Source organism: Actinoplanes sp. NPDC026670 (assembly GCF_040638175.1).
Classification (GTDB): domain Bacteria; phylum Actinomycetota; class Actinomycetes; order Mycobacteriales; family Micromonosporaceae; genus Actinoplanes.
This window is the reverse complement of sequence record NZ_JBEZXU010000054.1, coordinates 26,186-47,272: the sequence shown is the minus strand read 5'-3', so window position 1 is coordinate 47,272 and position 21,087 is coordinate 26,186. Positions and strand designations below refer to the sequence as shown.

Below are 21,087 nucleotides of genomic sequence, written 5' to 3'. Positions count from 1 at the left end.
CCTCAACGAAGAAGCAGTGGTGGCAGCTCGGCGACGATCGGCACGTCGGCGGGCAGCCACGGGACGGTGTCCAGCTGGTCCACGGTCAGCCAGCGCATGGAGCGGTGCTCCAGCGCCTCCGGGACGTCGCCGCCGAGCAACTCGACGGCGTAGACCCGGAGCACGGCACGACCGTGGGCCAGTGGCACGTCCGGTCCGACCCGGGGACCCACCTCGACGCGTACGCCCAGCTCCTCGGCACATTCACGAGCGAGCGCCTGCTGGTCGGTCTCCCCCGGCTCGACCTTGCCGCCGGGGAACTCCCAGCGCCCGGCCGCCTCCGGCGGGGAGCTGCGTTCACAGGCGAGGACCCGCCCAGCGGTGATGATCACAGCCGCAACGATCACCCTGGGTGATGGCGCCGGCTTGACGTATTGTTCGGGCCGCATGCGATCCAAGATCTCACGAAAGTTCATCGTTCAGGTTGCCCGCTGGTGCCCTGATCGTCACGCAAACACGGATATGTGGGCGTGGACATGGGTGGCTGGACGGACGAAACTGTGGGACACCGACCATGACGATCCGGCGACAGTTCGGCCACAAGCCGGCAACGACGCTAAGGGGGGTGCGCGAGTGCGGGCGAGAAGACGCCGGGACACCGGCGCGGACTATCTCAACGACGCCCTGACCTTACTGACCGGCTGGACCCGTGACGGCGTCCAGTTACGCCGCGATCTGGCATGTGACGACAGTCAGCACGCCGCCTTGACGGAACGTATCAAGGTGGCTGCGGACACTCTTCACATACGACCAAGCATCCGGCGAATCAACGGTCACACTCAGATCTGTCTGGGGTCACAGGACGGCGCGGCCATCACCGACGGTGAGGTCACTCTGGCGGCCCGGATCGAGGACTTCTATCGCACCGTGGTCGAGAGGTCATGATCCAGGCGGACTACGCTGCGCCGCATGACTGACGTGGTGTACGACAACAAGGGTCAGCTCGAGCAGATCCAGGACGGTCTGCTGGAGGGCGAGCAGATCATCGCGGTCTACGACGCGATCGGCGCCGGGACCGGCTTCATCGGCCTCACCAGCCGGCGGATCATCATCCAGGACCAGTCCTATGTCGGGCAGCGGTTCGCGATCACCAGCATCCCGTACTCGCGGGTCAGCAGTGTCAGCGTGGTGAGCAACAAGAGCTGGGCCGGCCAGTTCTTCTCCTCGGGCACGATCGCCATCGCGGTCGGCACGGTCACGTACGAGGTCGAGTTCCGTGGCTCGGACAAGGCCCACCACGTGCACAACCTGATCCTCAGCCAGGCGTCCTGACCCCGCTTTCTAGCGCCCGCCGACCGCCTGCGTGAGATCCCACACGTACCGGCGGCCGGCGGGTTTCTCGTCCCGCCACACCACCTCCCAACGTCCGCGGTGGTCGCGTTCCGGCTCGCTGAACCGGCCGTACCCCTGCCGCTCCTTGACGCTCGGCGGCTGATCGGTGTCCGGGAAGCTGAAGGTGACCTGGAACCTGGTGAACGCCGACGGGCTGCCGCTCGCGGCCGGCAGCCGGTCCTCCCAGACGAGCTGGTCCCAGCCGCGTTCACGCAGCGGCCCCCACAGCCCACGGGGCCGGTACTCGACCTGCCACTCGGTGGGTGTGGTCATCGCCGGGTCGAAGATCAGCCAGACCCGCAGCAGCCGGCTCTGCTCCAGGGGCAGCGACGTGATGTGCCCGCCGATCGGCCGCAGCGTCTTGAACGAGATCTCGTCGAGCCTGGTGATCCGGCCGGTGTCGGTCGGCACGATCGGGCGCATGGTCCGGTGAGTGACCAGCGGTTCCGGGGTGGTGATCCGCTTCTCCACGATGCGGTCGCCGTCGTCGTCGGCGCCGATCGTGACGAGCACCTCGACGGTCTCCGAGAAGAGTGGCTTCTCCCGGTCGCTGATCCGCTGAATGGCGTCGAGATAGTGCTGATGACCGGCCTGCTGGAGGCTGAGCAGCCGGGTGGCGTCCTGCAGGTCGGCCTTCAGTTCGCGGATCTTCACGACGAAGGCGAGCTGCCACAGGCGGACCACGAAGTAGAGCAGGCAGGTCAGGAAGACCGCGGTGAACGCCCATTGTGCGAACCGGATGGGGATCCCGGTGAGCTGTGCGATGCCCGACGCCAGGCCGATGAGCATGGCCGAGACGTTCAGGGTGCCCCTGAACAGGGTCTGCGAGATCGTCGGAGTATCCGGCATCGTCCCAATGATGGCGAAACGATCGTTACCGACAAATCCTCATAAAGAGTGAATGGCATCGCTTGGGGACGGCTGATCGCCTGATATCCGGTGTCCGATCAGTGGACCCGCCATGCCAGTCCGGCCCACCCGCGATTATTTTTCCCCGTCACCTATTGCAGGCTGTTTCCGGACCGCCGCATGCTACCGGGAGTTCCACCAGAATCGATCCTCGACCCCCCGGAGGCGATCCCCGGTGCTGAGCCACCTACAGAGGCCGTTGACCCGGAGATATCGGACCGAGATGTTCGGTCACGACCTCGACGCCGTGCCGATCGCGGGCGGGGGTGAGGGCGGGCAGCCCCACCGGCGGCTGCTGATCGGGCACAACGCCATCTTCGCCGCGGCGATGCTGCTCTCCGCGGTGCTGGTGGGACTCGCCACGGTCGCCCTGTACTGACACCGGCCGCCGCGGCGAGACCACGCGCGTCAGCTTCCGCCTTCGCCGCCCTTGCCGGTCCGGTCGGACATGGTTCTCCTCAGACGAACTCGATGGACTCCGGAAGTCCCAACGCGTCCAGCCTAGGTCAGGACGCGGGTCGGCAACGGCGTCTCCAGCACTGTGCCGTCCTGGGCGCGCCTCAGCTCGTACCCCCGCGGGCCTTGATGATCGGCGACCGCCTCGGACAGTGACGTGCCCCGGAAGATCAGCCCCGCGCCGTCGTCGGTGGCGTAGCCGTCCGGCAGCATGCCGGACCCGATGAGCTCGTGCATCAGCGGCCGCCGCCGCGCCTCGGCGTCGTAATGCACGCCGTTGCTGAACGGCAGGAACCCCAGCCCGTCGGTGAAACCGCGCAGTTCCGGCCCGAAACTGTCGGTACTGCCGCCGACGTGCCAGCAGATCGAGCCGGCCGAGACGCCGCCGAGCACCACGCCCGCCTGCCACGCCTCGTGCAGGATCTCGTCGAGGCCGTGCACCCGCCAGACCGCGCACAGGTTGGCCACGCTACCGCCGCCGACCCAGATGACGTCCTGCGCGAGCAGGTGCGCCCGGAGGTCGCCGACGTTCGGCATCGGGAAGAGCTGAAGATGCGACGCGACGAACTCGGTGCCGGCGAACGCCGCGTAGTAGGCGCCGATCCGCGACTCGTTGTCGCCGCTCGCCTGGCCGAGGAAGCAGATCCGCGGCGTCTTCGCGTTCGACAACTCGGCCGCCAGGTAGTGGGCGCGGCCCGGCCGCAGATCGAGCGGACCACGGCCGCCGGACCGCAGGAAGGCGCTGGTGGCGAGGATGGTGGGGACGTCAGCGGTCACCGCAGCATCATCGCGCACGCGTCGGTGACCTCCAGGACGAGATCCTCGACCAGATCGATCGCGATGCTCAGCCGCAGCGGATCGCCGTCGACCGCGGCGAACACCGCGTCCATCCGGGCCTTGAACCGCTCCGGCGCGCCCGGCAGCAGCCCGGCCGCGGCCACCGCGCCCTTCTCGTTGATCAGCCAGCGCCCGGCCGCCCCGTGCAGGGCGTGCGCGCAGACTCCGGCAATCCGGAACAGGCACCCGGAAACGTAGGCGCTGTCGCCGCGCGACACCGCCTTGCGGGCCACCCCGATCAGGAAATCGGCCTCCCACAGCCCGGCCACCAGCGCTTCCGCCAGCGGACGCGGGAAGACCAGGGCGCGACGCCGAAGCCGCTCCAGCTCTCCGGTCGGATCCGCGAGGATGCGGCTGAGGGCCAATTCGCCGGGGTACGAGAAATCGGGCACCCCGAGTGGATGGCCGGCCTGGATGTGGAACGAGTAGCGCCCCTGCTCGGCGTCGGCCCAGCAGCGGTGCACCCGGTCGGTGTCCCGGTAGATCCAGTCGACCGCGTGGCCGTCGATCCGCAGCCAGCCGCCGCCGTCCACCCACGGGCCCCAGCCACCTGTCGCGGTCACCCCGGCGCCCGCCCCGGCCACCTCGGTGGCCAGCTCGCCGAGCCGGCCGGTGTCCAGCGGCGACCGGTAGTAGAGCCCCAGGTCGGTGTCCGAGTCCTCGGTGTGCGTGCCGCGGGCCCGGCTGCCACCGAGGACCACCCCGACGACACCGGGAACGGTCAGCAGCCGGTGGGCGAGATCGGTCAACCTGGAGTCGGTCAGCGCCATGGCATCACCGTGTTCCCCGGGCGGCCCGGGCGCAACCGCCGGTGATCGTCAACACAGTTCCGCGAGGTCCAGGAGCGCCCTGACCTCCTCGATCCCGTCTTCGACGTTTTCGATTCCGGCTTCGATTCCGGCTCCGTTTCCGGCTTCGATTCCGGCTTCGATTCCGGCTTCGTGGAGCAGTTCCAGGTCCTCGTCGGTGATCAGGATCTGGCCGCCGCTCCCGATCAGGTCCGGCAACGGCTCCGCCGGGTCGTCGGCCGGGCAGGCCATCGCGGTCCGGCCGAACGGCAGGCAGATGCCGAGGATCTGGTCACAGTCCACATCGGGTTCGACCTGGCGGGCCGAGCCGACCGCGATCACCCGGTTCTGCGGCTTCCTCGTGACCGTGCTGCTGAGCAGCCGCCGGGCGGTCTGCTTGCCGTCGGTCAGAGTCACCAGGTAGCGCAGGGTCTGCTCACCAGCGGCGCCGCGGGTCTCGACGCGGCGGGTGCCGCGGAGCATCGACGGGTCCCGGATCACCTCGGTGTCGAACGGGACGGCCCGGGTCTCGACCTCGGTCCGGGTGGCGATGACCGGCGCGGCCGCCGCCCGGCGCAAGGCCGGGGCTTCCGCGAGGGTACGGGCCGGACGCTGCCCGGTCCGGTCGGCGCGGTCGTCGGCGATCCGGGCCCGGCTGAGCTGCTCGGCCGCGGCCGCGATGTGCGGCGCCGGCGCCTTACGGCCGGCCACCGCGGGTGCGGTCGTGCTGTCGTCCGCCGCCTTGACCTCGGCCGGCGCCTCGCCGTGCCGCCGGGGCAGCGGCTCGGCGGCGGCCGCGGCCCGGCTGACCACCTCCGGGTCCTCCTCCAGCCGCGGCGCGCCCAGATCGGCGTCGATCGGCTGAGCGGTGATCTCGCTCGTGCCGGGAGCGGTCATGGTGGAGACGGCGCCGGCCACGCCACCACCCACGATCACGAACATCGCACACGCGCCGGCGGTCATCCGGACGCCGAACGGCAGTCGGGCCCACCAAGACTTTCGTGGCATTTCGAGCAAATGCTGCCAAGAGTCACTAGTTGTCTGGTTTTGCACCAAAGCATTGTCACCTCCACCGGCGCGTCGGCAAGCCATCACCTGTCACCCGAAAAGCTGACGCCCGCGCCCCGAGACCGATCCCACGCGTTGCTCCGGCGAGGCGCAGAGTCGCCTGACGGCTCCCGGATGCGCGGCCGCCGTACGATCGGTCCCATGCCCGCGCCTGTGCCCCTCAGCCCGGACGAGGAGGCCGTGATGCGCGCCCTCGGCCGGTTCCTGCTGGTCATGCCGCGTGCCCTCGACGCCGACCTGATCCACGAGCAGCGCATGTCCGCCAGTGAGTACGCGGTGTTGCGCCACCTCTCGGAAACCCCCGGCCACCTCATGCGGATGAGTGAACTCGCCACCGCGTGCGACATGTCACTCAGCGGCATGACACGCCTCGCCGCCAAACTCGAGTCGCTCGGCTGCCTGCGCCGCATCCGTTGCGAGGAGGACGCCCGGGGCGCCAACGCGGTCCTCACCGAGAAGGGCATGGAACGGCTGCGGGAGGCCTGGCCCACCCACCTGGCCAGCGTCCGCCGGCACATCTTCGACCACCTGGACGGTCTCGACCTGCGGCGGCTGGCGAGCGCCTTCAACTCGATGACCGCCGAGCGCTGATCCCCACCGTCCATCTTTCACCGCCATTTTTCACCGCCCATTTTCACCGCCCGGCCCCTTCGCTGCCCGGCTTCTCTGCCGCCCGGCCCCTTCACTGCCCGGCCTCTTCGCTGCCCGGCCTCTTTGCCGCCTGCCGCGTTTCGTGCCGGTGGGTCGGGGCCTCCGGGTTGCGATGATCTAACCGTGCTGAACGCTGCCACCGACGACACCCGGACGGCCCAGGGTGCTCTCGACCGGATCGCCACCGTCGTCTCCGAGGTGCTCGCGCCCGCCGTCCTGGTCGCGGTGCTGCTGCTCACCGTCGGCTGGCACGCCGGCGACACCCCGGGCGTCTCCCGCTGGTGGGGGCTGCCGGGCGCCCTGTTCGCGGCGGTCATCCCGCTCGGTTACGTCCTGCACGGCGTACGCCGCGGCCGCCTCACCAACCATCACATCCCGGAACGCGCCGACCGCCGGATCCCGCTGCTCTTCGGCACCGCGTCGCTGATCGCCGGCCTGGTGCTGATGCTGGCGCTGGGCGCGCCCCGCGAGGTGCTCGCCCTGCTCGCCGCCGGTGGTGTCGGCCTGGCCGCGTTCGCCCTGGTCACCCACTGGTGGAAGATGTCCATCCACGCCGGCGTGGCGGCCGGCACGGTGTCCGCCCTGACCGCCGTCTACGGCGAGGTCGCCCTGCTCGGCGCGCCACTGGTGCTGCTCGGCTGCTGGGCCCGGGTCCGCCTCACCGCGCACACCCCGGCGCAGGTGGTCGCGGGCGCCCTGGTCGGCGCCGCGATCGCCGGCACGGTCTTCCCCCTGCTCCGCTAACCCAGACGTGGTGACGTGCGGCGCAACCCGCACCACAGGTCACCACGCTTTTGTTCGCCCCGCAGCGTGGTGATGTGCGGCGCGATTCGCGCCGTACGTCACCACGGCGGGTCGGCTTCCAACAGGCCGTGGGCGGCCAGGGTCGCGTCGAGCATCCGCTCCTGGTCGGCGGCCGGGAAGGCGGCCGGGTCTGCGGCGGCGTAGGCGGCCACCCCCTCGGTCATCGCGATCAGCGCCAGAGCGACGGTGGCCACCCGCTCGGCAGTCCACTCCGGAGCCGAGGCCGCGGTGAGCCGCTCGATCCGGTCCCGCCACGCCCGGTTGCTGCGCCGGTGCTCGGCGATCAACTCGTCATCGGTGACCGCCGCGGCCAGGAACCCCATCCACACGATCGCCTCCTGCCGGGTCTGCTCGTCGAGCGCCATCCCCTGATGCAGGACCGCCCGCAGCGCGGCCCGGGGCGAACCGGCCGCCGCCTCCAGCGCCTCGACCCGTCCCCGGGTCACCTGATGCAGCAGTTGCCGGGCGTGCAGCAGCAGCGCCTGCCGGTTCGGAAACCGGTGCATGACCAGCCCGGTGGTGCACCCCGCGGCCGCCGCGACGGCCCGCACGGTGAGCCGCTCCAGCCCCTGCCCGGCCAGCACGCTCCACACCGCCCGGGACAGCGTCTCCCCCTGCGCCGACCGATCCGCTGCTCGTGACACGCGTCGCACCCCTTCCCACTCGGAACAGATGTTACCGTAACGCTTGTTACGAACGGAGGCCCGTCTTGACCTGGACCATCGAACCTCGCCCCTGGGACGATCCCACCGGCGCCGCGCTCCGCGCCGCCCAGCGCGCCGAACTCGACGCCCGCTACGGCTCCGACGACCACGAGCCAGGCACCCCGCCGTCCGCCGCCGACATCGACCTGTTCCTGGTCGCGCTCAACGCCGACGGCGACCCGGTGGGCTGCGGCGCCCTCCGCCGCCTCGACCCGGCAACCGCCGAGGTCAAGCGCATGTACGTGGCTCCCGCGGCCCGTGGATCCGGCGCCTCGACGGCCATCCTGCGGGCACTGGAGGCGGCCGCCCTGGACCGCGGCTGGACCACGATCAGACTGGAGACGGGCCCGGCCCAGCCGGACGCGATGCACTTCTACCAGCGGGAGGGTTATCACGAGATCCCACTCTTCGGCGCGTACATCGGCTCCGACCTCTCGGTCTGCTACGAACGGATGCTGACCAGCAATCCGGTACCCTAGTCTCATGACGGCCCTGCCCGAGTGGATGTACCCACCGCGCGCGGAAGGCTGGTTCGCGGAAGACCTGGACCGCCTACCCGAGGCTCCTCGCCACACCGAACTCATCGACGGAGCGCTCGTCTTCATGATGTCGCCGCAGCGCGCCTGGCACAGCCGCATCATCTTCGCGCTCCGCCAGTCGCTCGCAGCACAGGCACCGGCCGACTTCGAGGTGGATCAGGAGATGACGATCCGGCTCGACAAATTCAACAGGCCTGAGCCGGATGTGCTGGTGACGCGCACCGCCTACGACCCCGACCGTACGTATTTCACGCCAGATGAGGTGCGACTCGTAGTCGAGGTTGTCTCGCCCGAATCGGCCCACCGGGATCGCACGGTCAAACTCCGCAAATACGCCGATGCGGGCATCCCGCACTACTGGCGGATCGAGGACGAAGACGGGGCGCCGGTCGTCCACGTCTACGAGATGGACGAGCCGACGAAAACCTACGTCGCCTCCGGCATCCACCGTGATGTGCTCCGCCGACCGGTGCCGTTCGACATCGACATCGATCTGGCCGGCCTCATCCCGCCACGTTCCTGACGATCAAGATTTGACGGCTGGGCGCAGGGTGACCGTGACATGGTCGCCTTCGCCGACGCCCTCGGCCTTGCGGACGGCATCCTTGAGCGGGACCAGATAGCGGCCGCCCTTCGGGAACAGCGCCGTCCGGAACTCGGTGTCCCCGAGCACGACCTGCACCGGAACCTGCCCCCAGTAGATCAGGGACCGGGCTTCTTCCTTGAGCTCAGCGCTGTCAGCCTCGGACATGGCGACGAAGAAGAAGGGCGCCGGCCCCCGCCACTCGATGATCTCACCGTCGAAAACCCACTCCACAGTGGACCTCACACAGCCACTAGCCGGACGCGATCGCCGCAGAGCTTGACCATGTCATCGATGTCGGAGGTCAACATGACCACCGGGCGGTGCTGGCGCAACGCGGCCTCGGCGACGGCGGCATCGATCGCATACTTGTGCCCATGCAGACCGGTGCCCATCAGCAGCTTCGATGCCGCCCGCGCCTCCTCATCGCCCACCGGGATCACACGCAGTCCGGAGAGCACCCAGTTCATACGAGCCTTGTGGGTGCGGGCGTGGACGGCCTCGATGATGGTGAGTGCGCTGATCACGACTTCCATGCCGCGCGAGCGCGCCTCGGCGGTCATCGCCACCACATGCTCATCGTCGGCGAGGAGTTTGGCGAGCCCTTCGCTGTCGAGGACCAGCGTCCCCTGATGACTCAGCTTGCGGCGGGCCATTGGCTCTCCTCCGCGAAGACCTCGTCGAAGACCTGCCGCGCCCGCTGACGAGCCTCGTCGGAGATCGGACCCCGACGGCTCTCGTAATCTGCCAGGTATTCGTCAAGCACCTGCCCACGCAGTTCCCGCTCGACTGCCCCGGCGATGAACGCGGAAAACTCTCGCTTACCGACACGCGCCCGGATGGCGTCGGCGGTTCCTTCCGGCAACGAGAGGCTCACCCGCGTCGCGGGCCCCTCCCCGATGCTGTATTCCGCTTCGCTCATCCATCAAGTGTGTCAAACGAGTAGGAAAGGCGCCACAACCCGGCCTTGGCTTCACTCCCAGGCGAAGCCAAGGCGGCAGAACTCAAGTGACTCAGACGTTGAAGCGGAACTCGACGACGTCGCCGTCCTTCATGATGTAGTCCTTGCCCTCCATCCGGACCTTGCCGGCGGCCTTCGCGGCGGACATCGAACCGGCGGCGACCAGGTCGTCGTAGCTGACGATCTCGGCCTTGATGAATCCCCGCTGGAAGTCGGAGTGGATGACACCGGCTGCCTCCGGGGCGGTCGCGCCGACCGGGACCGTCCAGGCGCGGGCCTCCTTCGGGCCGGCCGTGAGGTAGGTCTGGAGACCGAGCGTGTCGAAGCCGACCCGGATCAGCCGGTTCAGGCCGGGCTCGGACTGGCCCGTCGACTGGAGCAGTTCCAGGGCGTCGGCCTCGTCCAGCTCGATCAGCTCGGACTCGATCTTCGCGTCCATGAAGACGGCCTCGGCCGGGGCGACCAGGGCACGCAGCTCGTCGAGGAACGCCTCGTTGCCCAGCTCAGTCTCGTCGACGTTGAACACGTACAGGAAAGGCTTCGTGGTCAGCAGGTGCAGCTCGGAAAGCAGGTCCAGCTCGATGCCGGCGGCGCCGGCCCCCTGGTAGAGGGTGACGCCGTCGTTGAGCAGCTTGAACGCGGCCTCGGCGGCGGCCACCGTGGCCGCCTTCTCCTTCTTGAGTTTCGCCTCCTTCTGGAGGCGGGGCAGCGCCTTCTCGACGGTCTGCAGGTCGGCGAGGATCAGCTCGGTGTTGATCGTCTCGATGTCGTCGGCCGGGGACACCTTGCCGTCGACGTGCAGCACGTTCGGGTCGGAGAACGCGCGCACGACCTGGCAGATCGCGGACGCGTCACGGATGTTGGCGAGGAACGCGTTGCCGCGGCCCTGGCCTTTGGACGCGCCGCGGACCAGGCCGGCGATGTCGACGAAGCTCACCGGCGCCGGCAGGATCTTCTCACTGCTGAACAGCTCGGCCAGCTTGTTCAGCCGCTCGTCGGGCAGGCCGACCACGCCGACGTTTGGCTCGATCGTCGCGAACGGGTAGTTCGCGGCGAGCACGTCGTTCTTGGTCAGGGCGTTGAACAGGGTGCTCTTGCCGACGTTGGGCAGGCCGACGATTCCGATGGTGAGGCTCACGGAACGCCAGTCTACGCAAGGGTCAGCGGAAGAACTTCCGCAGTTCGGTGGCCACGGTTTCCGGCTTGCCGCTGTCGTCTGCGGCGAGATGACCGACACCGGTCAAGGTCACCCGCCGCACTCGCGGCAGGACGGGCTCAAGGCCGTTCAAGACCCCGGTGAGGTACGCCGGCGAGCGGTCCCCACCCAGCAGGAGCGTGTCCGCCGCCACCGTCCGGTACAGGCTCAGTGGGCCGGCCGCCTCCTCGACGACCGCCGCGTCCAGGCGCATCGTCGGGATCAGCTCACCGAGCCGTTTGCCCTCGCCGGCACGGATCACCAGTCCCAGGAAGGGAATCAGGGCAGCGCGCGGCACGTACCGCAAATCGCCTGTGCCTTTGACAACCGTGACGAAAGCCGCAGCCCGGTGACCACGGGAGAGCTCCTTCTCGAACCGGGGAAGCCACGCGACCGGGTCATGATCACCGTATTTGAGCGGCGGCTCGTAGAGCGCGAGCCGCTCGACCGGCAGCTCCATCGCCGCGCGCAGCGCGATGACCGCGCCCGAGCTGAGCCCGAACACGTTGCGCGCGCCGGTCTCGTCGAGCACCGCCGCGAGATCGTCGATCTCGGCCCGCAGCCCGTGGCCGGACCCGGCCGGACCGCTGCGCCCACGGCCACGACGATCCGGGACGTAGACGGTGAAATCAGCGGCCAGCGAGCGGGCCAGTTTCGTGAAGTTCGCCGAGGTCTGCATGCCGCCGTGCAGAAGCACGACCTTGGGCCCGCCCCCGAAGGCGCGCCACCTGATGTCGGTCCTTGCCGCTTGCGCCATCATGTCGTCAACCGTAGTTGACACCTTCGAACCCGTCAACCTCGGTTGACAGATGCACGGTCATGTCCGAATCCCGCCAGCCGAACCGGCCCGGAGCGGAGCAGACTCGACCACATGGAGCTGGACTTCGAACACTGCTACCGGGCCGTCGACAGCCGTGACCCGCGGTTCGACGGTTGCTTCTACACGGCCGTACGCACCACCGGCATCTACTGCCGGCCGTCCTGCCCGGCCGTCACCCCCAAACGGGAGAACGTCACGTTCTACCCCAGCGCGGCCGCCGCCCAGCGCGGCGGATTCCGCGCCTGCCGTCGCTGCCGGCCCGACGCCGCACCCGGCTCGCCCGAATGGGACATCCGCGCTGACACGGTGGGCCGCGCCATGCGCCTCATCGGCGACGGCGTCGTCGACCGCGAAGGCGTGCCCGGGCTCGCCGGACGGCTCGGCTACACCGAACGGCACCTCAACCGGATGCTCACCACCGAACTCGGCGCCGGGCCACTGGCCCTCGCCCGCGCGCAGCGCGCCCAGACCGCCCGCATCCTCGTCGAGACCACCGACCTGGGGCTGGCCGAGATCGCGTTCGCCGCCGGGTTCGGGAGTGTCCGGCAGTTCAACGACACGATGCTCGAGGTCTATGCGCGGTCACCCAGCCAGATGCGGGAGAAACAGCCCGTCGGACGGGGCGAGGCGGGAGTCGTCAACCTGCGGCTCGCGTACCGGCCGCCGTTGCATGCCGAATCGCTGCTCGCGTTCTTCGCCGGGCGGACGCTGCCCGGCGTCGACGAAGTCGTGGACGGGGCGTACCGGCGCGGGCTGAACCTGCCGCACGGAAGCGCGACCGTCTCACTGCGGCCCGGAGACCGGGTCGTTCATGCGACGTTGCGGCTCGACGACGTACGGGACCTCGCGCCGGCGGTCGCCCGGTGCCGGCGGCTGTTCGATCTGGACGCTGATCCGGTTGCCGTGGACGGGCTGCTCGGGGCGGACCCGGCGCTCGCCGGGGCGGTGGCCGGGGAGCCTGGGGTGCGGGTGCCGCGGGCGGTCGACGGGTTCGAGATGGCGGTGCGGGCCGTGGTGGGGCAGCAGGTGAGTGTGGCGGGGGCGCGGACCACGCTGGGGAGGATCCTGAAAGCAGCGGTCGTTCTGGTCGCTGTGGGGGAACCCACCCCCATCCCCCAAACCGATACCACCGCGCGCCTCGCCGGTTTCCCACCGGCCGACGTCATCGCCGCCCTGCCGGACACCGCCTTCGGCATGCCGACCGCACGCCGAGCCACCATCCGTGCCCTGGCCGAAGCGGTAGCCGCCGGCAAGCTCGACCTCGACCCGACAGCCGACCGCACCGAGACGGTCGCCCGCCTGACCGAACTGCCCGGCATCGGCCCCTGGACCGCCGGTTATGTCGCCATGCGCGCGATCGGCGACCCCGACGTCTTCCTCCCCACCGACCTGGCGGCCCGCCGCGGCGCCGAGGCTCTCGGTCTGCCCGCCACCGCCAAAACCCTTTCGTCGTACGCCGAACGCTGGCGCCCGTGGCGCTCCTACGCCCTGATCCGCCTGTGGCGTGCCGCGTAAACCGAACCTACCCCTCAGCGCTCCGGCCGGACTGGTTGTCCACATTGCTGAAACCACCGCGCGAGTTGTCCACAGGCAGCCCGTTTCCCGGCCCACAAACCACGAAATCGCGTCACGCTGTAGCCCCCAACGAGGAGGAAACGATGTTGCTTCATTCGACTCTGGACACTCCGGTCGGCCCGTTCACCGTGGTGGTGGCGCAGTCCGGCGCGGTGCGCGCGGCCGGTTTCACGACTGATGTCGCCGAGCTGCTGAAACTGGTGCATCCGGTGTTGCTGGAGCCCGCGCGGCCCGGTGATCCGGGCGAGGTGGCTCCGGCCGTCCGGGCCTATCTGGAGGGCGACCTGACCGCGATTGACGCGATCGACGTGGAGCAGCACACGGCCGGCGCGTTCATGTCGCGCGCGTGGCGGGTGATGCGGGACATCAAGCCGGGCGCCCCGGTGACGTATACGGGCTTCGCCGAGTTGTCGGGCCGTCCGTCGGCGATCCGTGCCGCGGCGGCGGCTTGCGCCCGTAATCCGGTGGCTCTGTTCACGCCGTGTCACCGGGTCATGCGCACGGACGGGTCGCTCGGCGGCTACCGCTGGGGGCTGCACGTCAAGGAGTGGCTGTTGAAGCACGAGTCGGCGGCTTAATCCATGGCGACGTGGTGGTGCCGGTCCTACGCTGACCGGCATGACTGATACGGGAACCGGGCGTCACGGTCTCCCCGAGCGGCCGTCTCTGGACGGGCTCGAGGAGAAGTGGTCGCCGCGCTGGCAGGAGGAGGAGACGTACGCGTTCGACCGCTCGAAGGAGCGGGCCGACGTGTATGCGATCGACACACCTCCGCCGACCGTATCGGGCTCGTTGCACATCGGGCATGTCTTCTCGTACACGCACACTGACACGGTCGCGCGGTTCCAGCGGATGCGCGGCAAGGCCGTCTTCTATCCGATGGGTTTCGACGACAACGGGCTGCCGACGGAGCGCCGGGTGCAGAACCTGTTCGGTGTCCGATGTGACCCGTCGTTGCCGTATGACCCGTCGTGGGAGCCGCCGGCGAAGGCCCCGAAGGATCCGGTTTCGATCTCGCGGCGCAATTTCGTCGAGTTGTGCGGCCGGCTGACGGTCGAGGACGAGAAGGGGTTCGAGGCGCTGTGGCGCCGGCTGGGGCTGTCGGTCGACTGGGGTTTGACGTATACGACGATCGGGGAGCGGGCGCGGGCGGTCTCGCAGCGGGCCTTCCTGGCGAATCTCGCCGCCGGTCAGGCGTATACGGCGGAGGCGCCGACGTTGTGGGACGTCGGGTTCCGGACGGCTGTCGCGCAGGCGGAGCTGGAGGACCGGCAGCGGCCGGGCGCGTATCACCGGTTGCGGTTCCAGGGGCCGGATGGGCCGGTCGAGATCGACACGACGCGGCCGGAGCTGCTGCCGGCGTGTGTCGCGCTGGTTCATCATCCGGGTGATCCCCGCTTCGCGGGTCTCACTTCGGTTCGCACACCGTTCTTCGACGTCGAGGTCCCGGTCCGGGAGCATCCGCTTGCGGCAGCCGACAAGGGTACGGGCATCGCGATGGTCTGCACGTTCGGTGACCTGGCCGATGTCACGTGGTGGCGGGATCTGGCCCTGGAGACGCGGGTCGTGCTGGGCCGGGACGGCCGGTTCCTGCCGGAGGCCCCGCCGGGTGTTCCGGCCGCCGCCTATCAGGGGCTGGCCGGGTCGACGGTCAATGCGGCGCGCGCCGAGATGGTCCGGCTTCTGCGGGAGTCGGGTGATCTGGTCGGGGAGCCGGCGCCGATCACGCATCCGGTCAAGTTCTACGAGCGTGGTGACCGGCCGCTGGAGATCGTGACGAGCCGGCAGTGGTTCATCCGTAACGGCGGCCGTGACGAGCGGTTGCGGGAGGAGCTGCTGGGGCGGGGCCGTGAGCTGCGCTGGGTTCCGGAGAGCATGCGTCACCGCTATGAGCATTGGGTCGGTGGCCTGACCGGTGACTGGCTGATCAGCCGGCAGCGGTTCTTCGGGGTCGCGATCCCGGTCTGGTATGCGCTGGACGCGAACGGGGAGCCCGACTACGACCGGCTGCTGTTGCCGGCGGATGCGGCGCTGCCTGTCGATCCGTCGTCGGAGTGCCCGCCGGGCTGGTCGGAGGATCAGCGTGGTGTTCCGGGTGGTTTCACCGCCGACCCGGATGTGATGGACACGTGGGCGACGTCGTCGTTGAGCCCGCAGATCGTCACGGGCTGGAGCACCGATGCGGATCTGCACGCCCGTACCTATCCGATGGATCTGCGCCCGCAGGGTCAGGAGATCATCCGGACCTGGCTGTTCTCGTCGGTGTTGCGGGGCGGCCAGCTCACCGGCGGCCTGCCGTGGCGGCATACGGTCCTGAACGGCTGGATTCTCGACCCGGACCACAAGAAGATCTCGAAGTCGCAGGGCAACGCGGTGGAGACCCCGGTTCAACTGCTGGAGCAGTACGGGTCGGACGCGGTCCGGTACTGGGCGGCGTGCGGTCGTCCGGGGGCGGATCTGGCGTTCGAGCCGGCGCAGTTGAAGGTCGGGCGGCGGCTGGCGATGAAGTTGTTGAACGCGTCGAGGTTCGCGCTGGGTCTGGGTGCGGCGGAGGCGCTGCGCCAGCCGGTGACCGAGCCGCTGGACCGGGCGATGCTGGGCCGGTTGACGGACGTGGTGGTCACGGCGACGGCCGCGTTCGACGGCTATCAGCACACCGACGCGTTGCAGGCGACGGAAACGTTCTTCTGGACGTTCTGCGACGACTACATCGAGCTGGTGAAGAACCGGGCGTACGCGGAGGGGCCGGCCGGCGATTCGGCCCGTGCGGCGCTGGCCACCGGGTTGTCGGTGTTGTTGCGGTTGTTCGCGCCGTTCCTGCCGTTCGTCACCGAGGAGATCTGGTCGTGGTGGCGGTACGGGTCGGTGCACCGGGCGACGTGGCCGACGCGGTACGAGTTGTCGCGGGTGGCGCCGGAGAGTGATCCGTCGCTGCTCGATCTGGCCGGGGAGGCGCTGCGACAGGTCCGCCGGGCCAAGTCGGACCGGAAGCTGTCGATGAAGACGGAGGTTCCGCTGGCTGAGGCGCTCGGGCCGGCCGATCTGCTGGACCGGTTGGAGTCGATCGACGGTGATTTCCGGGCGGCGGCGCGGATCGGCAAGCTGGACCTGCTCCGGGACCGCACCCCAGAGCTGGTGATCGCCTGCGCATTCTGAGCGGGGCGGCCACCATAGGAGGCATGTCGATCGCACCTGAGGAGGTCCGGGCTCCGGCTCGGGACGCGATGTTGTTCCGGTCGTCGCCGGCCCGGACCTTCGTCATGGTGTTCGTCGTGTTGATGGTGGCCTACCTGGCGGTTTCCCCGGTGGTGGGGTGGATCGCCGGGGACGGCGGGGACCCGTGGTGGGTGACCGCGTTGCAGGCGGTGCTGGTCGGCGCCGCGGTGGCCGGGGCGTATGCGGTTTCGGCCCGGGCGGCTCTGCCGACGTGGGTGCGGGTGTCGTCGGGCGGGCTGGAGCTGGCCGCCCAGGAGTCCGATCCGATTCTGCTGGACTGGGCGGACATCGCGGCGGTGGTGATCCGGCGGGATGGGCTGCGGACGGTGCTGGATGTGGTTCCGGCGGATCTGGACAGCGTGCATCAGGTGCAGGAGGGCGACAGTGGCGGGCCGGCGCTGGCGGACACGCCGCGTGGGCCGGCGTTCACTGCGGACCTGACGCAGATCTGGCCGAGCCCACGGGCGCTGCGCCGGGCGATCGACCGCCACTTGCGCCGCTGACCACCCACCCAACTCGATCTTGTGGACTTCCACGAGACAGGACCGAAGTCAACAAGATCGCGGGCGGTGGGTGCTGCTAGAAGTCGAAGCCGCCGAAATCGCCGCCACCGAAATCGCCGCCGCTGAAACCGCCGAAATCGCCGCCGCCGCTGAGGTCGCCGCCTCCGAAGTCGCCGCCGCTGAAATCGCCGGCGGCCATGTCTCCGCCGGCGAAGTCGCCGCCGAAGTTTCCGAAGTCGCCGAACTCCGGGGAGAACAGGGCGTCGAAGATGAGCATGCCGCCGAGGACTCCGGCGCCGGCGCCGAGCGCGGTGCGCCAGACGGGTGTCGAATACCAGCCGGCCGGCACCGGGCGGCCCTCGACCCGGCCGCCCGGGTAGTAGTAGGGCGTGTCGGCGCCGGGGCGCGGGCCGGCCTTGTAGGAGTGGCCCTGCACGGTCACCTCACGCTCGCTGGTGATCTGGCCGGTGTTGTGGGCGGAGCTGAGCGGCGGCAGGTCCGGGCCGGGGTCGAGGCCCATGGCCAGTCGGGCGGCGCGGGCGTAGGTGAGGCCTTCCAGCGCCGACTCGCGGGCGAGCTGGAACTGCCGTACCGAATTGGCGGTCTGTAGTTGGCCGCCGGCCGCGTTGTAGCGCTCGCTCGCGTCGGCGAGGGCCTGCCGGGCCGCCGGCTCCTCGGAGGTGAGGTTCATGACCTGGCCGCCGAGCCGCTCATACCAGCGGTGGGCGTCGGCTCGGGCGTCGTCGAGTTCGGTCTGGCGGCGGGCTTTGCCGCCTCGCTGGGTGGCGGCGATGGCCAGGCCGGCGAGCACGACGATGAGCAGGATCAGCAACACGCCCTTCATGTTTCCCACGGTACCCCCGCTTGTCGTGGGCGCCCGGTCTGGCAATCTGCGGTGGTGACGTTCTCGACACTGGCTGTGATTCTTGTCTGTCTCGCGGTGGGCGCGGCGGTCGGCTGGCTCGCGGCGCGGGCGCGGGCGGCGACCGACATCGCTCGTCTGGAGGCGACGGTGGAGGCCGCCCGGGACGGTGAGCAGCGGCTGGAGCAGTCGTTGCGGGCGCTGTCCTATGAGGCGACCGCGCAGTCGCAGGAGGCGGTGGCGCGGGCGGTGGCGCCGTTGCACGACACGTTGCGGCGGTACGAGCAGCGCGTCGCCCAGTTGGAGCACGACCGGATCGACGCGTACGCCGAGTTGCGGGAGCAGGTCCGGGCGATGGGTGCGGTGTCGGGTGAGTTGCGTACCGAGACGCGCCAGCTGGTGGCGGCGTTGCGGGCGCCGCAGGTGCGGGGCCGGTGGGGTGAGCACCAGTTGCGGCGGATCGTGGAGGCGGCCGGGCTGCTGGAGCACTGTGATTTCGCGGAGCAGGTGACGGCGTCGACCGACGAGCAGGGGGTGCGCCCGGACCTGGTGGTGCGGCTGCACGGTGGCCGGACGGTGGTGGTGGACGCGAAGGCGCCGCTGGAGGGTTATCTGTCGGCGATGGAGGCCCGCGACGAGCACACCCGGGACGGGCATCTGGATCAGCATGCCCGGCATCTGCGGGCGCATGTGGACGCGCTGTCGGGGAAGCGGTACTGGTCGGCGTTCGAGTCGGCGCCTGATTTCGTGGTGCTGTTCGTGCCGGCGGATCCGTTTCTGGATGCGGCGTTGCAGCGGGATCCGGCGCTGATGGAGCACGCGTTCCGGCGCAACATCGTGCTGGCGACGCCGGCGACGTTGATCGCGATGCTGCGGACGGTGGCGTATTCGTGGCGGCAGGAGGCGCTGACCCGGAACGCGGCGGCGGTGCACGGGCTGGCCCGGGAGTTGTACGGCCGGCTGTCCACTCTCGGTGATCATGTGGACAAGCTGGGCACGGCGCTGGGTGGGGCGGTGACCGCGTACAACCGGGCGGTCGGGTCGCTGGAGTCGCGGGTGCTGGTGAGCGCCCGCAAGCTGGCCGAGATGGGTGTGTCGGACGAGGAGCTGTTCCCGCCGGTGCAGGTCGAGACGGCTCCCCGTCAGCCGCAGGCGCCCGAGTTCAGCTAGCGGCTCGCGCGGCCGCGGCGGCCTTCATGTCCCGGCGCAGCTCCTGCGGGAGGGAGAAGGTGAGCCGCTCCTCGGCCGTCGTGTACTCGGTGACCTCGCCGAAGCCCCGGTCGGCGAGGTGGGCGAGGACCTCCATGACGAGGTCCTCGGGGACGCTGGCGCCGGACGAGACGCCGACCGTGGTGGCGCCCTCCAGCCATGCGTCCTGGATCTCGGAGGCGTAGTCGACGAGGTGGCCGGCGCGGGCGCCGGCGCCGAGGGCGACCTCGACGAGCCGCACCGAGTTCGACGAGTTGGTGGAGCCGACGACGATGACGACGTCGCAGTCGGGCGCGATCTCCTTGATCACGTGCTGCCGGTTGGACGTGGCGTAGCAGATGTCGTCGCTGGGTGGTGACTGGAGCAGCGGCAGCCGGGTCTTGAGGCGGGCGACGGTCTCCATCGTCTCGTCGACCGAAAGGGTGGTCTGGGACAGCCAGACGACCTTGGCCGGGTCGCGGACGACGACGTTGTCGACGTCGTCGGGGCCGTCGACGAGCTGGATGTGGGCGGGCGCCTCACCGGCGGTGCCGATGACCTCCTCGTGGCCCTCGTGGCCGATGAGCAGGATGTCGTAGTCCTCGGCGGCGAACCGTCTGGCCTCGTGGTGGACCTTCGTCACCAGGGGGCAGGTGGCGTCGATGGCCTTGAGTTTGCGCTCGCGGGCCTGGTCGTGGACCTCGGGGGCGACGCCGTGCGCGGAGAAGACGACTGTCGAGCCCTCGGGGACCTCGTAGTTCTCCTCCACGAAGATCGCGCCGCGCGCTTCGAGGGTGCTGACCACGTGTTTGTTGTGCACGATCTGCTTGCGCACGTAGACCGGGGCGCCGTAGAGCTTCAGCGCCTCCTCGACGGTCTGCACGGCGCGGTCGACGCCGGCGCAGTAGCCACGCGGCTTGGCGAGCAACACCCGCTTACGAGGTTCAGTCACCCGGCCATGGTACGTGCCCGGCGGCACCGGCTGCCGGTGGCGAGACGTGCGGCACAGGGGGTGCATACTGCCCGGTCATGACGGGTCGCATCATTCGGTTGACGGTGGGTCAGGTGAGTCTGACCTTCGGCATGTTCTGGCTGGTCATGAATGTGACGGTGGCGGTGGACAGGCATGTCTTCACGGGTGTGGCGCTGGCCGGGGGCGGTCTGGTGCTGTTGCTGTGGCGGCGGATCCGGCTGCCGGTCCGGCTGGTCACGGTGGTCTCGGTGGCGGTGGGGCTGGCCGGGACGGCGGGCGGGCTGATCGTCCGGACGGTCACCACGGGTGGGATGTTCGGCTGGTTCGAGGATCGGGGCTGGCCGTTCGCCTGGCTGGGCCGGGGCGGGCTGGCGGACAGCGTCGACGAGGCCCGGCGGCAGGCGGTGGCCGGTGGTTGGGCCACCGACGGGACGCGGCTCGCTGCGGATGTGGTCGTGTGGGCGTACACAGGCCTGGTGTTGATCTGTTTGATCGGTCTTGCGGTGCGGGCCCAAAAGGGCCGCAAGGCGCCCGAAGTGACGGAATAATCCCTGGTTATGAGCATGGAGCAGTGGCCGTCGATTCCGGCCGTGCTCCGTGTGATGGCGGGCTGGTTCCTGCTCGGGATCGGGCTGCTCGATCTGGCCGTGGAGTTCGACGGCGGGCTGACCGGCGCGTATCTGATCTTTCATCTGATGATCGCGGCCGGTGGGGTGCTGCTGCTGTTGCGGCGGCGGCCGGCGCCGGGCCGGGCCGGGTTCGCGGTGGCGGCGGCCCTGATCGGGGCGGCGATCGCGGTGACCACCGTGCCCGGCTCGTCGGAGTGCTGCATGGAGGACTATCCGGGGCGGCACGGGTTCCCGTTCCCGTTCCTGGGTGTCGGCGGTGGCCTGCACGTGGATCCGCTGTACCTGGCGGCCGATGCGATCTTCTGGGGTTGTGCCGCCCTGTTGACGGTGGTGGTGCTGGCGGTGTTCGAGCGGGTGCTGCCGGAGCGCCGCACGCCGGTGGACCTGAGCCGGTACAACGCGTACGCCGAGCCGTCACCGCGCGGTGGAAATGTCGGTGGGCTTACGTAATCTGG

General features: G+C 69.8%; 27 protein-coding genes. 14 read left to right on the top strand and 13 right to left on the bottom strand.

What is annotated here, in order from left to right:
* Positions 1-2: 2 nt before the first annotated feature.
* Positions 3-428 (bottom strand): (deoxy)nucleoside triphosphate pyrophosphohydrolase, encoded by a 426-nt coding sequence (locus tag AB0E94_RS37990; protein WP_360336544.1) that lies wholly within the window; start codon positions 426-428, stop codon positions 3-5.
* Positions 429-612: 184 nt separating this feature from the next.
* On the opposite strand from AB0E94_RS37990, the gene AB0E94_RS37985 reads away from it, so the two are divergent.
* Complete coding sequence (locus tag AB0E94_RS37985; protein ID WP_360336600.1) at positions 613-924, top strand: 4a-hydroxytetrahydrobiopterin dehydratase; 312 nt, start codon at positions 613-615, stop codon at positions 922-924.
* Between the two features lie 24 nt (positions 925-948).
* Positions 949-1,311, top strand: coding sequence for a PH domain-containing protein (locus AB0E94_RS37980; RefSeq protein WP_360336542.1), 363 nt, complete (start codon positions 949-951; stop codon positions 1,309-1,311).
* 9 nt (positions 1,312-1,320) lie between these two features.
* Here the strand turns inward: AB0E94_RS37980 and AB0E94_RS37975 are convergent, their stop codons facing one another.
* Entirely contained in the window at positions 1,321-2,220 is a 900-nt protein-coding gene (locus AB0E94_RS37975; RefSeq protein ID WP_360336540.1) for a hypothetical protein, read from the bottom strand.
* A gap of 283 nt (positions 2,221-2,503) precedes the next feature.
* Here AB0E94_RS37975 and AB0E94_RS37970 point away from each other — a divergent pair, with 283 nt between their 5' ends.
* Positions 2,504-2,659, top strand: a complete 156-nt coding sequence (locus tag AB0E94_RS37970; RefSeq protein ID WP_360336538.1) for a hypothetical protein — start codon at positions 2,504-2,506, stop codon at positions 2,657-2,659.
* A 122-nt stretch (positions 2,660-2,781) separates the two neighbouring features.
* Here AB0E94_RS37970 and AB0E94_RS37965 read toward each other — a convergent pair whose 3' ends face one another.
* Genes AB0E94_RS37965 through AB0E94_RS37955 form a run of 3 tightly spaced genes read right to left on the bottom strand, consistent with a single transcriptional unit; the run spans position 2,782 to position 5,369 of the window.
* The gene (locus AB0E94_RS37965; RefSeq protein WP_360336536.1) at positions 2,782-3,513 is read right to left on the bottom strand and encodes a peptidase E; all 732 of its coding nucleotides are present in this window, start codon (positions 3,511-3,513) and stop codon (positions 2,782-2,784) included.
* On the bottom strand, positions 3,510-4,343 hold the full coding sequence (locus AB0E94_RS37960) for a nucleotidyltransferase domain-containing protein (RefSeq protein WP_360336534.1): 834 nt from the start codon (positions 4,341-4,343) through the stop codon (positions 3,510-3,512). Before AB0E94_RS37960 ends, AB0E94_RS37965 begins: the two co-directional genes overlap by 4 nt.
* Positions 4,344-4,391: 48 nt before the next feature.
* Positions 4,392-5,369 carry a G5 domain-containing protein gene (locus AB0E94_RS37955; RefSeq protein ID WP_360336532.1) on the bottom strand — a complete coding sequence of 326 codons (978 nt, stop codon included), beginning with the start codon at positions 5,367-5,369 and terminating at the stop codon, positions 4,392-4,394.
* Positions 5,370-5,570: 201 nt separating this feature from the next.
* Between AB0E94_RS37955 and AB0E94_RS37950 the strand changes: the two genes are divergently transcribed.
* Together AB0E94_RS37950 and AB0E94_RS37945 are read left to right on the top strand one after the other, a co-directional pair.
* Positions 5,571-6,020 (top strand): MarR family transcriptional regulator, encoded by a 450-nt coding sequence (locus AB0E94_RS37950; protein WP_360336530.1) that lies wholly within the window; start codon positions 5,571-5,573, stop codon positions 6,018-6,020.
* A gap of 183 nt (positions 6,021-6,203) precedes the next feature.
* Entirely contained in the window at positions 6,204-6,824 is a 621-nt protein-coding gene (locus tag AB0E94_RS37945; protein WP_360336528.1) for a phosphoesterase PA-phosphatase, read from the top strand.
* A gap of 98 nt (positions 6,825-6,922) precedes the next feature.
* On the opposite strand, the gene AB0E94_RS37940 is transcribed toward AB0E94_RS37945, so the two are convergent.
* On the bottom strand, positions 6,923-7,528 hold the full coding sequence (locus AB0E94_RS37940; protein ID WP_360336526.1) for a TetR/AcrR family transcriptional regulator: 606 nt from the start codon (positions 7,526-7,528) through the stop codon (positions 6,923-6,925).
* A 65-nt stretch (positions 7,529-7,593) separates the two neighbouring features.
* On the opposite strand from AB0E94_RS37940, the gene AB0E94_RS37935 reads away from it, so the two are divergent.
* Positions 7,594-8,067, top strand: coding sequence for a GNAT family N-acetyltransferase (locus AB0E94_RS37935; protein WP_360336524.1), 474 nt, complete (start codon positions 7,594-7,596; stop codon positions 8,065-8,067).
* A 4-nt stretch (positions 8,068-8,071) separates the two neighbouring features.
* Positions 8,072-8,650 carry a Uma2 family endonuclease gene (locus AB0E94_RS37930; protein ID WP_360336522.1) on the top strand — a complete coding sequence of 193 codons (579 nt, stop codon included), beginning with the start codon at positions 8,072-8,074 and terminating at the stop codon, positions 8,648-8,650.
* Positions 8,651-8,653: 3 nt separating this feature from the next.
* Here the strand turns inward: AB0E94_RS37930 and AB0E94_RS37925 are convergent, their stop codons facing one another.
* The 5 genes from AB0E94_RS37925 to AB0E94_RS37905 form a co-directional block, all read right to left on the bottom strand.
* The gene (locus tag AB0E94_RS37925; protein ID WP_360336520.1) at positions 8,654-8,944 is read right to left on the bottom strand and encodes a DUF1905 domain-containing protein; all 291 of its coding nucleotides are present in this window, start codon (positions 8,942-8,944) and stop codon (positions 8,654-8,656) included.
* A gap of 8 nt (positions 8,945-8,952) precedes the next feature.
* Positions 8,953-9,366, bottom strand: coding sequence for a hypothetical protein (locus AB0E94_RS37920; RefSeq protein WP_360336518.1), 414 nt, complete (start codon positions 9,364-9,366; stop codon positions 8,953-8,955).
* Complete coding sequence (locus AB0E94_RS37915; RefSeq protein ID WP_360336516.1) at positions 9,348-9,632, bottom strand: hypothetical protein; 285 nt, start codon at positions 9,630-9,632, stop codon at positions 9,348-9,350. Before AB0E94_RS37915 ends, AB0E94_RS37920 begins: the two co-directional genes overlap by 19 nt.
* A 91-nt stretch (positions 9,633-9,723) precedes the next feature.
* Positions 9,724-10,809 (bottom strand): redox-regulated ATPase YchF, encoded by a 1,086-nt coding sequence (ychF, locus tag AB0E94_RS37910; protein ID WP_360336514.1) that lies wholly within the window; start codon positions 10,807-10,809, stop codon positions 9,724-9,726.
* A 22-nt stretch (positions 10,810-10,831) separates the two neighbouring features.
* Positions 10,832-11,626 (bottom strand): alpha/beta hydrolase, encoded by a 795-nt coding sequence (locus tag AB0E94_RS37905; RefSeq protein ID WP_360336512.1) that lies wholly within the window; start codon positions 11,624-11,626, stop codon positions 10,832-10,834.
* 111 nt (positions 11,627-11,737) lie between these two features.
* On the opposite strand from AB0E94_RS37905, the gene AB0E94_RS37900 reads away from it, so the two are divergent.
* The 4 genes from AB0E94_RS37900 to AB0E94_RS37885 all read left to right on the top strand — a co-directional run bounded on the left by AB0E94_RS37900 (position 11,738) and on the right by AB0E94_RS37885 (position 16,980).
* Positions 11,738-13,201, top strand: a complete 1,464-nt coding sequence (locus tag AB0E94_RS37900) for an AlkA N-terminal domain-containing protein (protein WP_360336510.1) — start codon at positions 11,738-11,740, stop codon at positions 13,199-13,201.
* 143 nt (positions 13,202-13,344) lie between these two features.
* Positions 13,345-13,839, top strand: a complete 495-nt coding sequence (locus AB0E94_RS37895) for a methylated-DNA--[protein]-cysteine S-methyltransferase (protein ID WP_360336508.1) — start codon at positions 13,345-13,347, stop codon at positions 13,837-13,839.
* A gap of 40 nt (positions 13,840-13,879) precedes the next feature.
* Positions 13,880-16,417, top strand: a complete 2,538-nt coding sequence (gene valS / locus AB0E94_RS37890; protein ID WP_360336506.1) for a valine--tRNA ligase — start codon at positions 13,880-13,882, stop codon at positions 16,415-16,417.
* Between the two features lie 23 nt (positions 16,418-16,440).
* Entirely contained in the window at positions 16,441-16,980 is a 540-nt protein-coding gene (locus tag AB0E94_RS37885; RefSeq protein ID WP_360336504.1) for a hypothetical protein, read from the top strand.
* A 76-nt stretch (positions 16,981-17,056) separates the two neighbouring features.
* Here AB0E94_RS37885 and AB0E94_RS37880 read toward each other — a convergent pair whose 3' ends face one another.
* The gene (locus tag AB0E94_RS37880) at positions 17,057-17,824 is read right to left on the bottom strand and encodes a hypothetical protein (RefSeq protein ID WP_360336502.1); all 768 of its coding nucleotides are present in this window, start codon (positions 17,822-17,824) and stop codon (positions 17,057-17,059) included.
* 54 nt (positions 17,825-17,878) lie between these two features.
* On the opposite strand from AB0E94_RS37880, the gene AB0E94_RS37875 reads away from it, so the two are divergent.
* A complete protein-coding gene (locus tag AB0E94_RS37875) occupies positions 17,879-19,012 on the top strand; it encodes a DNA recombination protein RmuC (protein WP_317790169.1) in 1,134 nt (377 codons plus the stop codon).
* Here the strand turns inward: AB0E94_RS37875 and AB0E94_RS37870 are convergent.
* A complete protein-coding gene (locus tag AB0E94_RS37870) occupies positions 19,005-20,048 on the bottom strand; it encodes a 4-hydroxy-3-methylbut-2-enyl diphosphate reductase (protein WP_360336500.1) in 1,044 nt (347 codons plus the stop codon). The genes AB0E94_RS37875 and AB0E94_RS37870 overlap by 8 nt on opposite strands.
* A 47-nt stretch (positions 20,049-20,095) precedes the next feature.
* On the opposite strand from AB0E94_RS37870, the gene AB0E94_RS37865 reads away from it, so the two are divergent.
* Together AB0E94_RS37865 and AB0E94_RS37860 are read left to right on the top strand one after the other, a co-directional pair.
* Positions 20,096-20,551 carry a hypothetical protein gene (locus tag AB0E94_RS37865; RefSeq protein WP_360336498.1) on the top strand — a complete coding sequence of 152 codons (456 nt, stop codon included), beginning with the start codon at positions 20,096-20,098 and terminating at the stop codon, positions 20,549-20,551.
* Between the two features lie 9 nt (positions 20,552-20,560).
* A complete protein-coding gene (locus AB0E94_RS37860; RefSeq protein ID WP_360336496.1) occupies positions 20,561-21,082 on the top strand; it encodes a hypothetical protein in 522 nt (173 codons plus the stop codon).
* Positions 21,083-21,087 lie beyond the last annotated feature (5 nt).

Excerpts from the sequence above, each read along its gene's own strand:
- AB0E94_RS37990 (WP_360336544.1), bottom strand. The coding sequence starts at position 428 with ATGCGGCCCGAACAATACGTCAAGCCGGCGCCATCACCCAGGGTGATC.
- AB0E94_RS37980 (WP_360336542.1), top strand. The coding sequence starts at position 949 with ATGACTGACGTGGTGTACGACAACAAGGGTCAGCTCGAGCAGATCCAG.
- AB0E94_RS37975 (WP_360336540.1), bottom strand. The coding sequence starts at position 2,220 with ATGCCGGATACTCCGACGATCTCGCAGACCCTGTTCAGGGGCACCCTG.
- AB0E94_RS37970 (WP_360336538.1), top strand. The coding sequence starts at position 2,504 with ATGTTCGGTCACGACCTCGACGCCGTGCCGATCGCGGGCGGGGGTGAG.
- AB0E94_RS37960 (WP_360336534.1), bottom strand. The coding sequence starts at position 4,343 with ATGGCGCTGACCGACTCCAGGTTGACCGATCTCGCCCACCGGCTGCTG.
- AB0E94_RS37955 (WP_360336532.1), bottom strand. The coding sequence starts at position 5,369 with ATGCCACGAAAGTCTTGGTGGGCCCGACTGCCGTTCGGCGTCCGGATG.
- AB0E94_RS37950 (WP_360336530.1), top strand. The coding sequence starts at position 5,571 with ATGCCCGCGCCTGTGCCCCTCAGCCCGGACGAGGAGGCCGTGATGCGC.
- AB0E94_RS37930 (WP_360336522.1), top strand. The coding sequence starts at position 8,072 with ATGACGGCCCTGCCCGAGTGGATGTACCCACCGCGCGCGGAAGGCTGG.
- AB0E94_RS37920 (WP_360336518.1), bottom strand. The coding sequence starts at position 9,366 with ATGGCCCGCCGCAAGCTGAGTCATCAGGGGACGCTGGTCCTCGACAGC.
- AB0E94_RS37915 (WP_360336516.1), bottom strand. The coding sequence starts at position 9,632 with ATGAGCGAAGCGGAATACAGCATCGGGGAGGGGCCCGCGACGCGGGTG.
- AB0E94_RS37905 (WP_360336512.1), bottom strand. The coding sequence starts at position 11,626 with ATGATGGCGCAAGCGGCAAGGACCGACATCAGGTGGCGCGCCTTCGGG.
- AB0E94_RS37900 (WP_360336510.1), top strand. The coding sequence starts at position 11,738 with ATGGAGCTGGACTTCGAACACTGCTACCGGGCCGTCGACAGCCGTGAC.
- AB0E94_RS37895 (WP_360336508.1), top strand. The coding sequence starts at position 13,345 with ATGTTGCTTCATTCGACTCTGGACACTCCGGTCGGCCCGTTCACCGTG.
- valS (WP_360336506.1), top strand. The coding sequence starts at position 13,880 with ATGACTGATACGGGAACCGGGCGTCACGGTCTCCCCGAGCGGCCGTCT.
- AB0E94_RS37885 (WP_360336504.1), top strand. The coding sequence starts at position 16,441 with ATGTCGATCGCACCTGAGGAGGTCCGGGCTCCGGCTCGGGACGCGATG.
- AB0E94_RS37880 (WP_360336502.1), bottom strand. The coding sequence starts at position 17,824 with ATGAAGGGCGTGTTGCTGATCCTGCTCATCGTCGTGCTCGCCGGCCTG.
- AB0E94_RS37870 (WP_360336500.1), bottom strand. The coding sequence starts at position 20,048 with ATGCACCCCCTGTGCCGCACGTCTCGCCACCGGCAGCCGGTGCCGCCG.
- AB0E94_RS37860 (WP_360336496.1), top strand. The coding sequence starts at position 20,561 with ATGAGCATGGAGCAGTGGCCGTCGATTCCGGCCGTGCTCCGTGTGATG.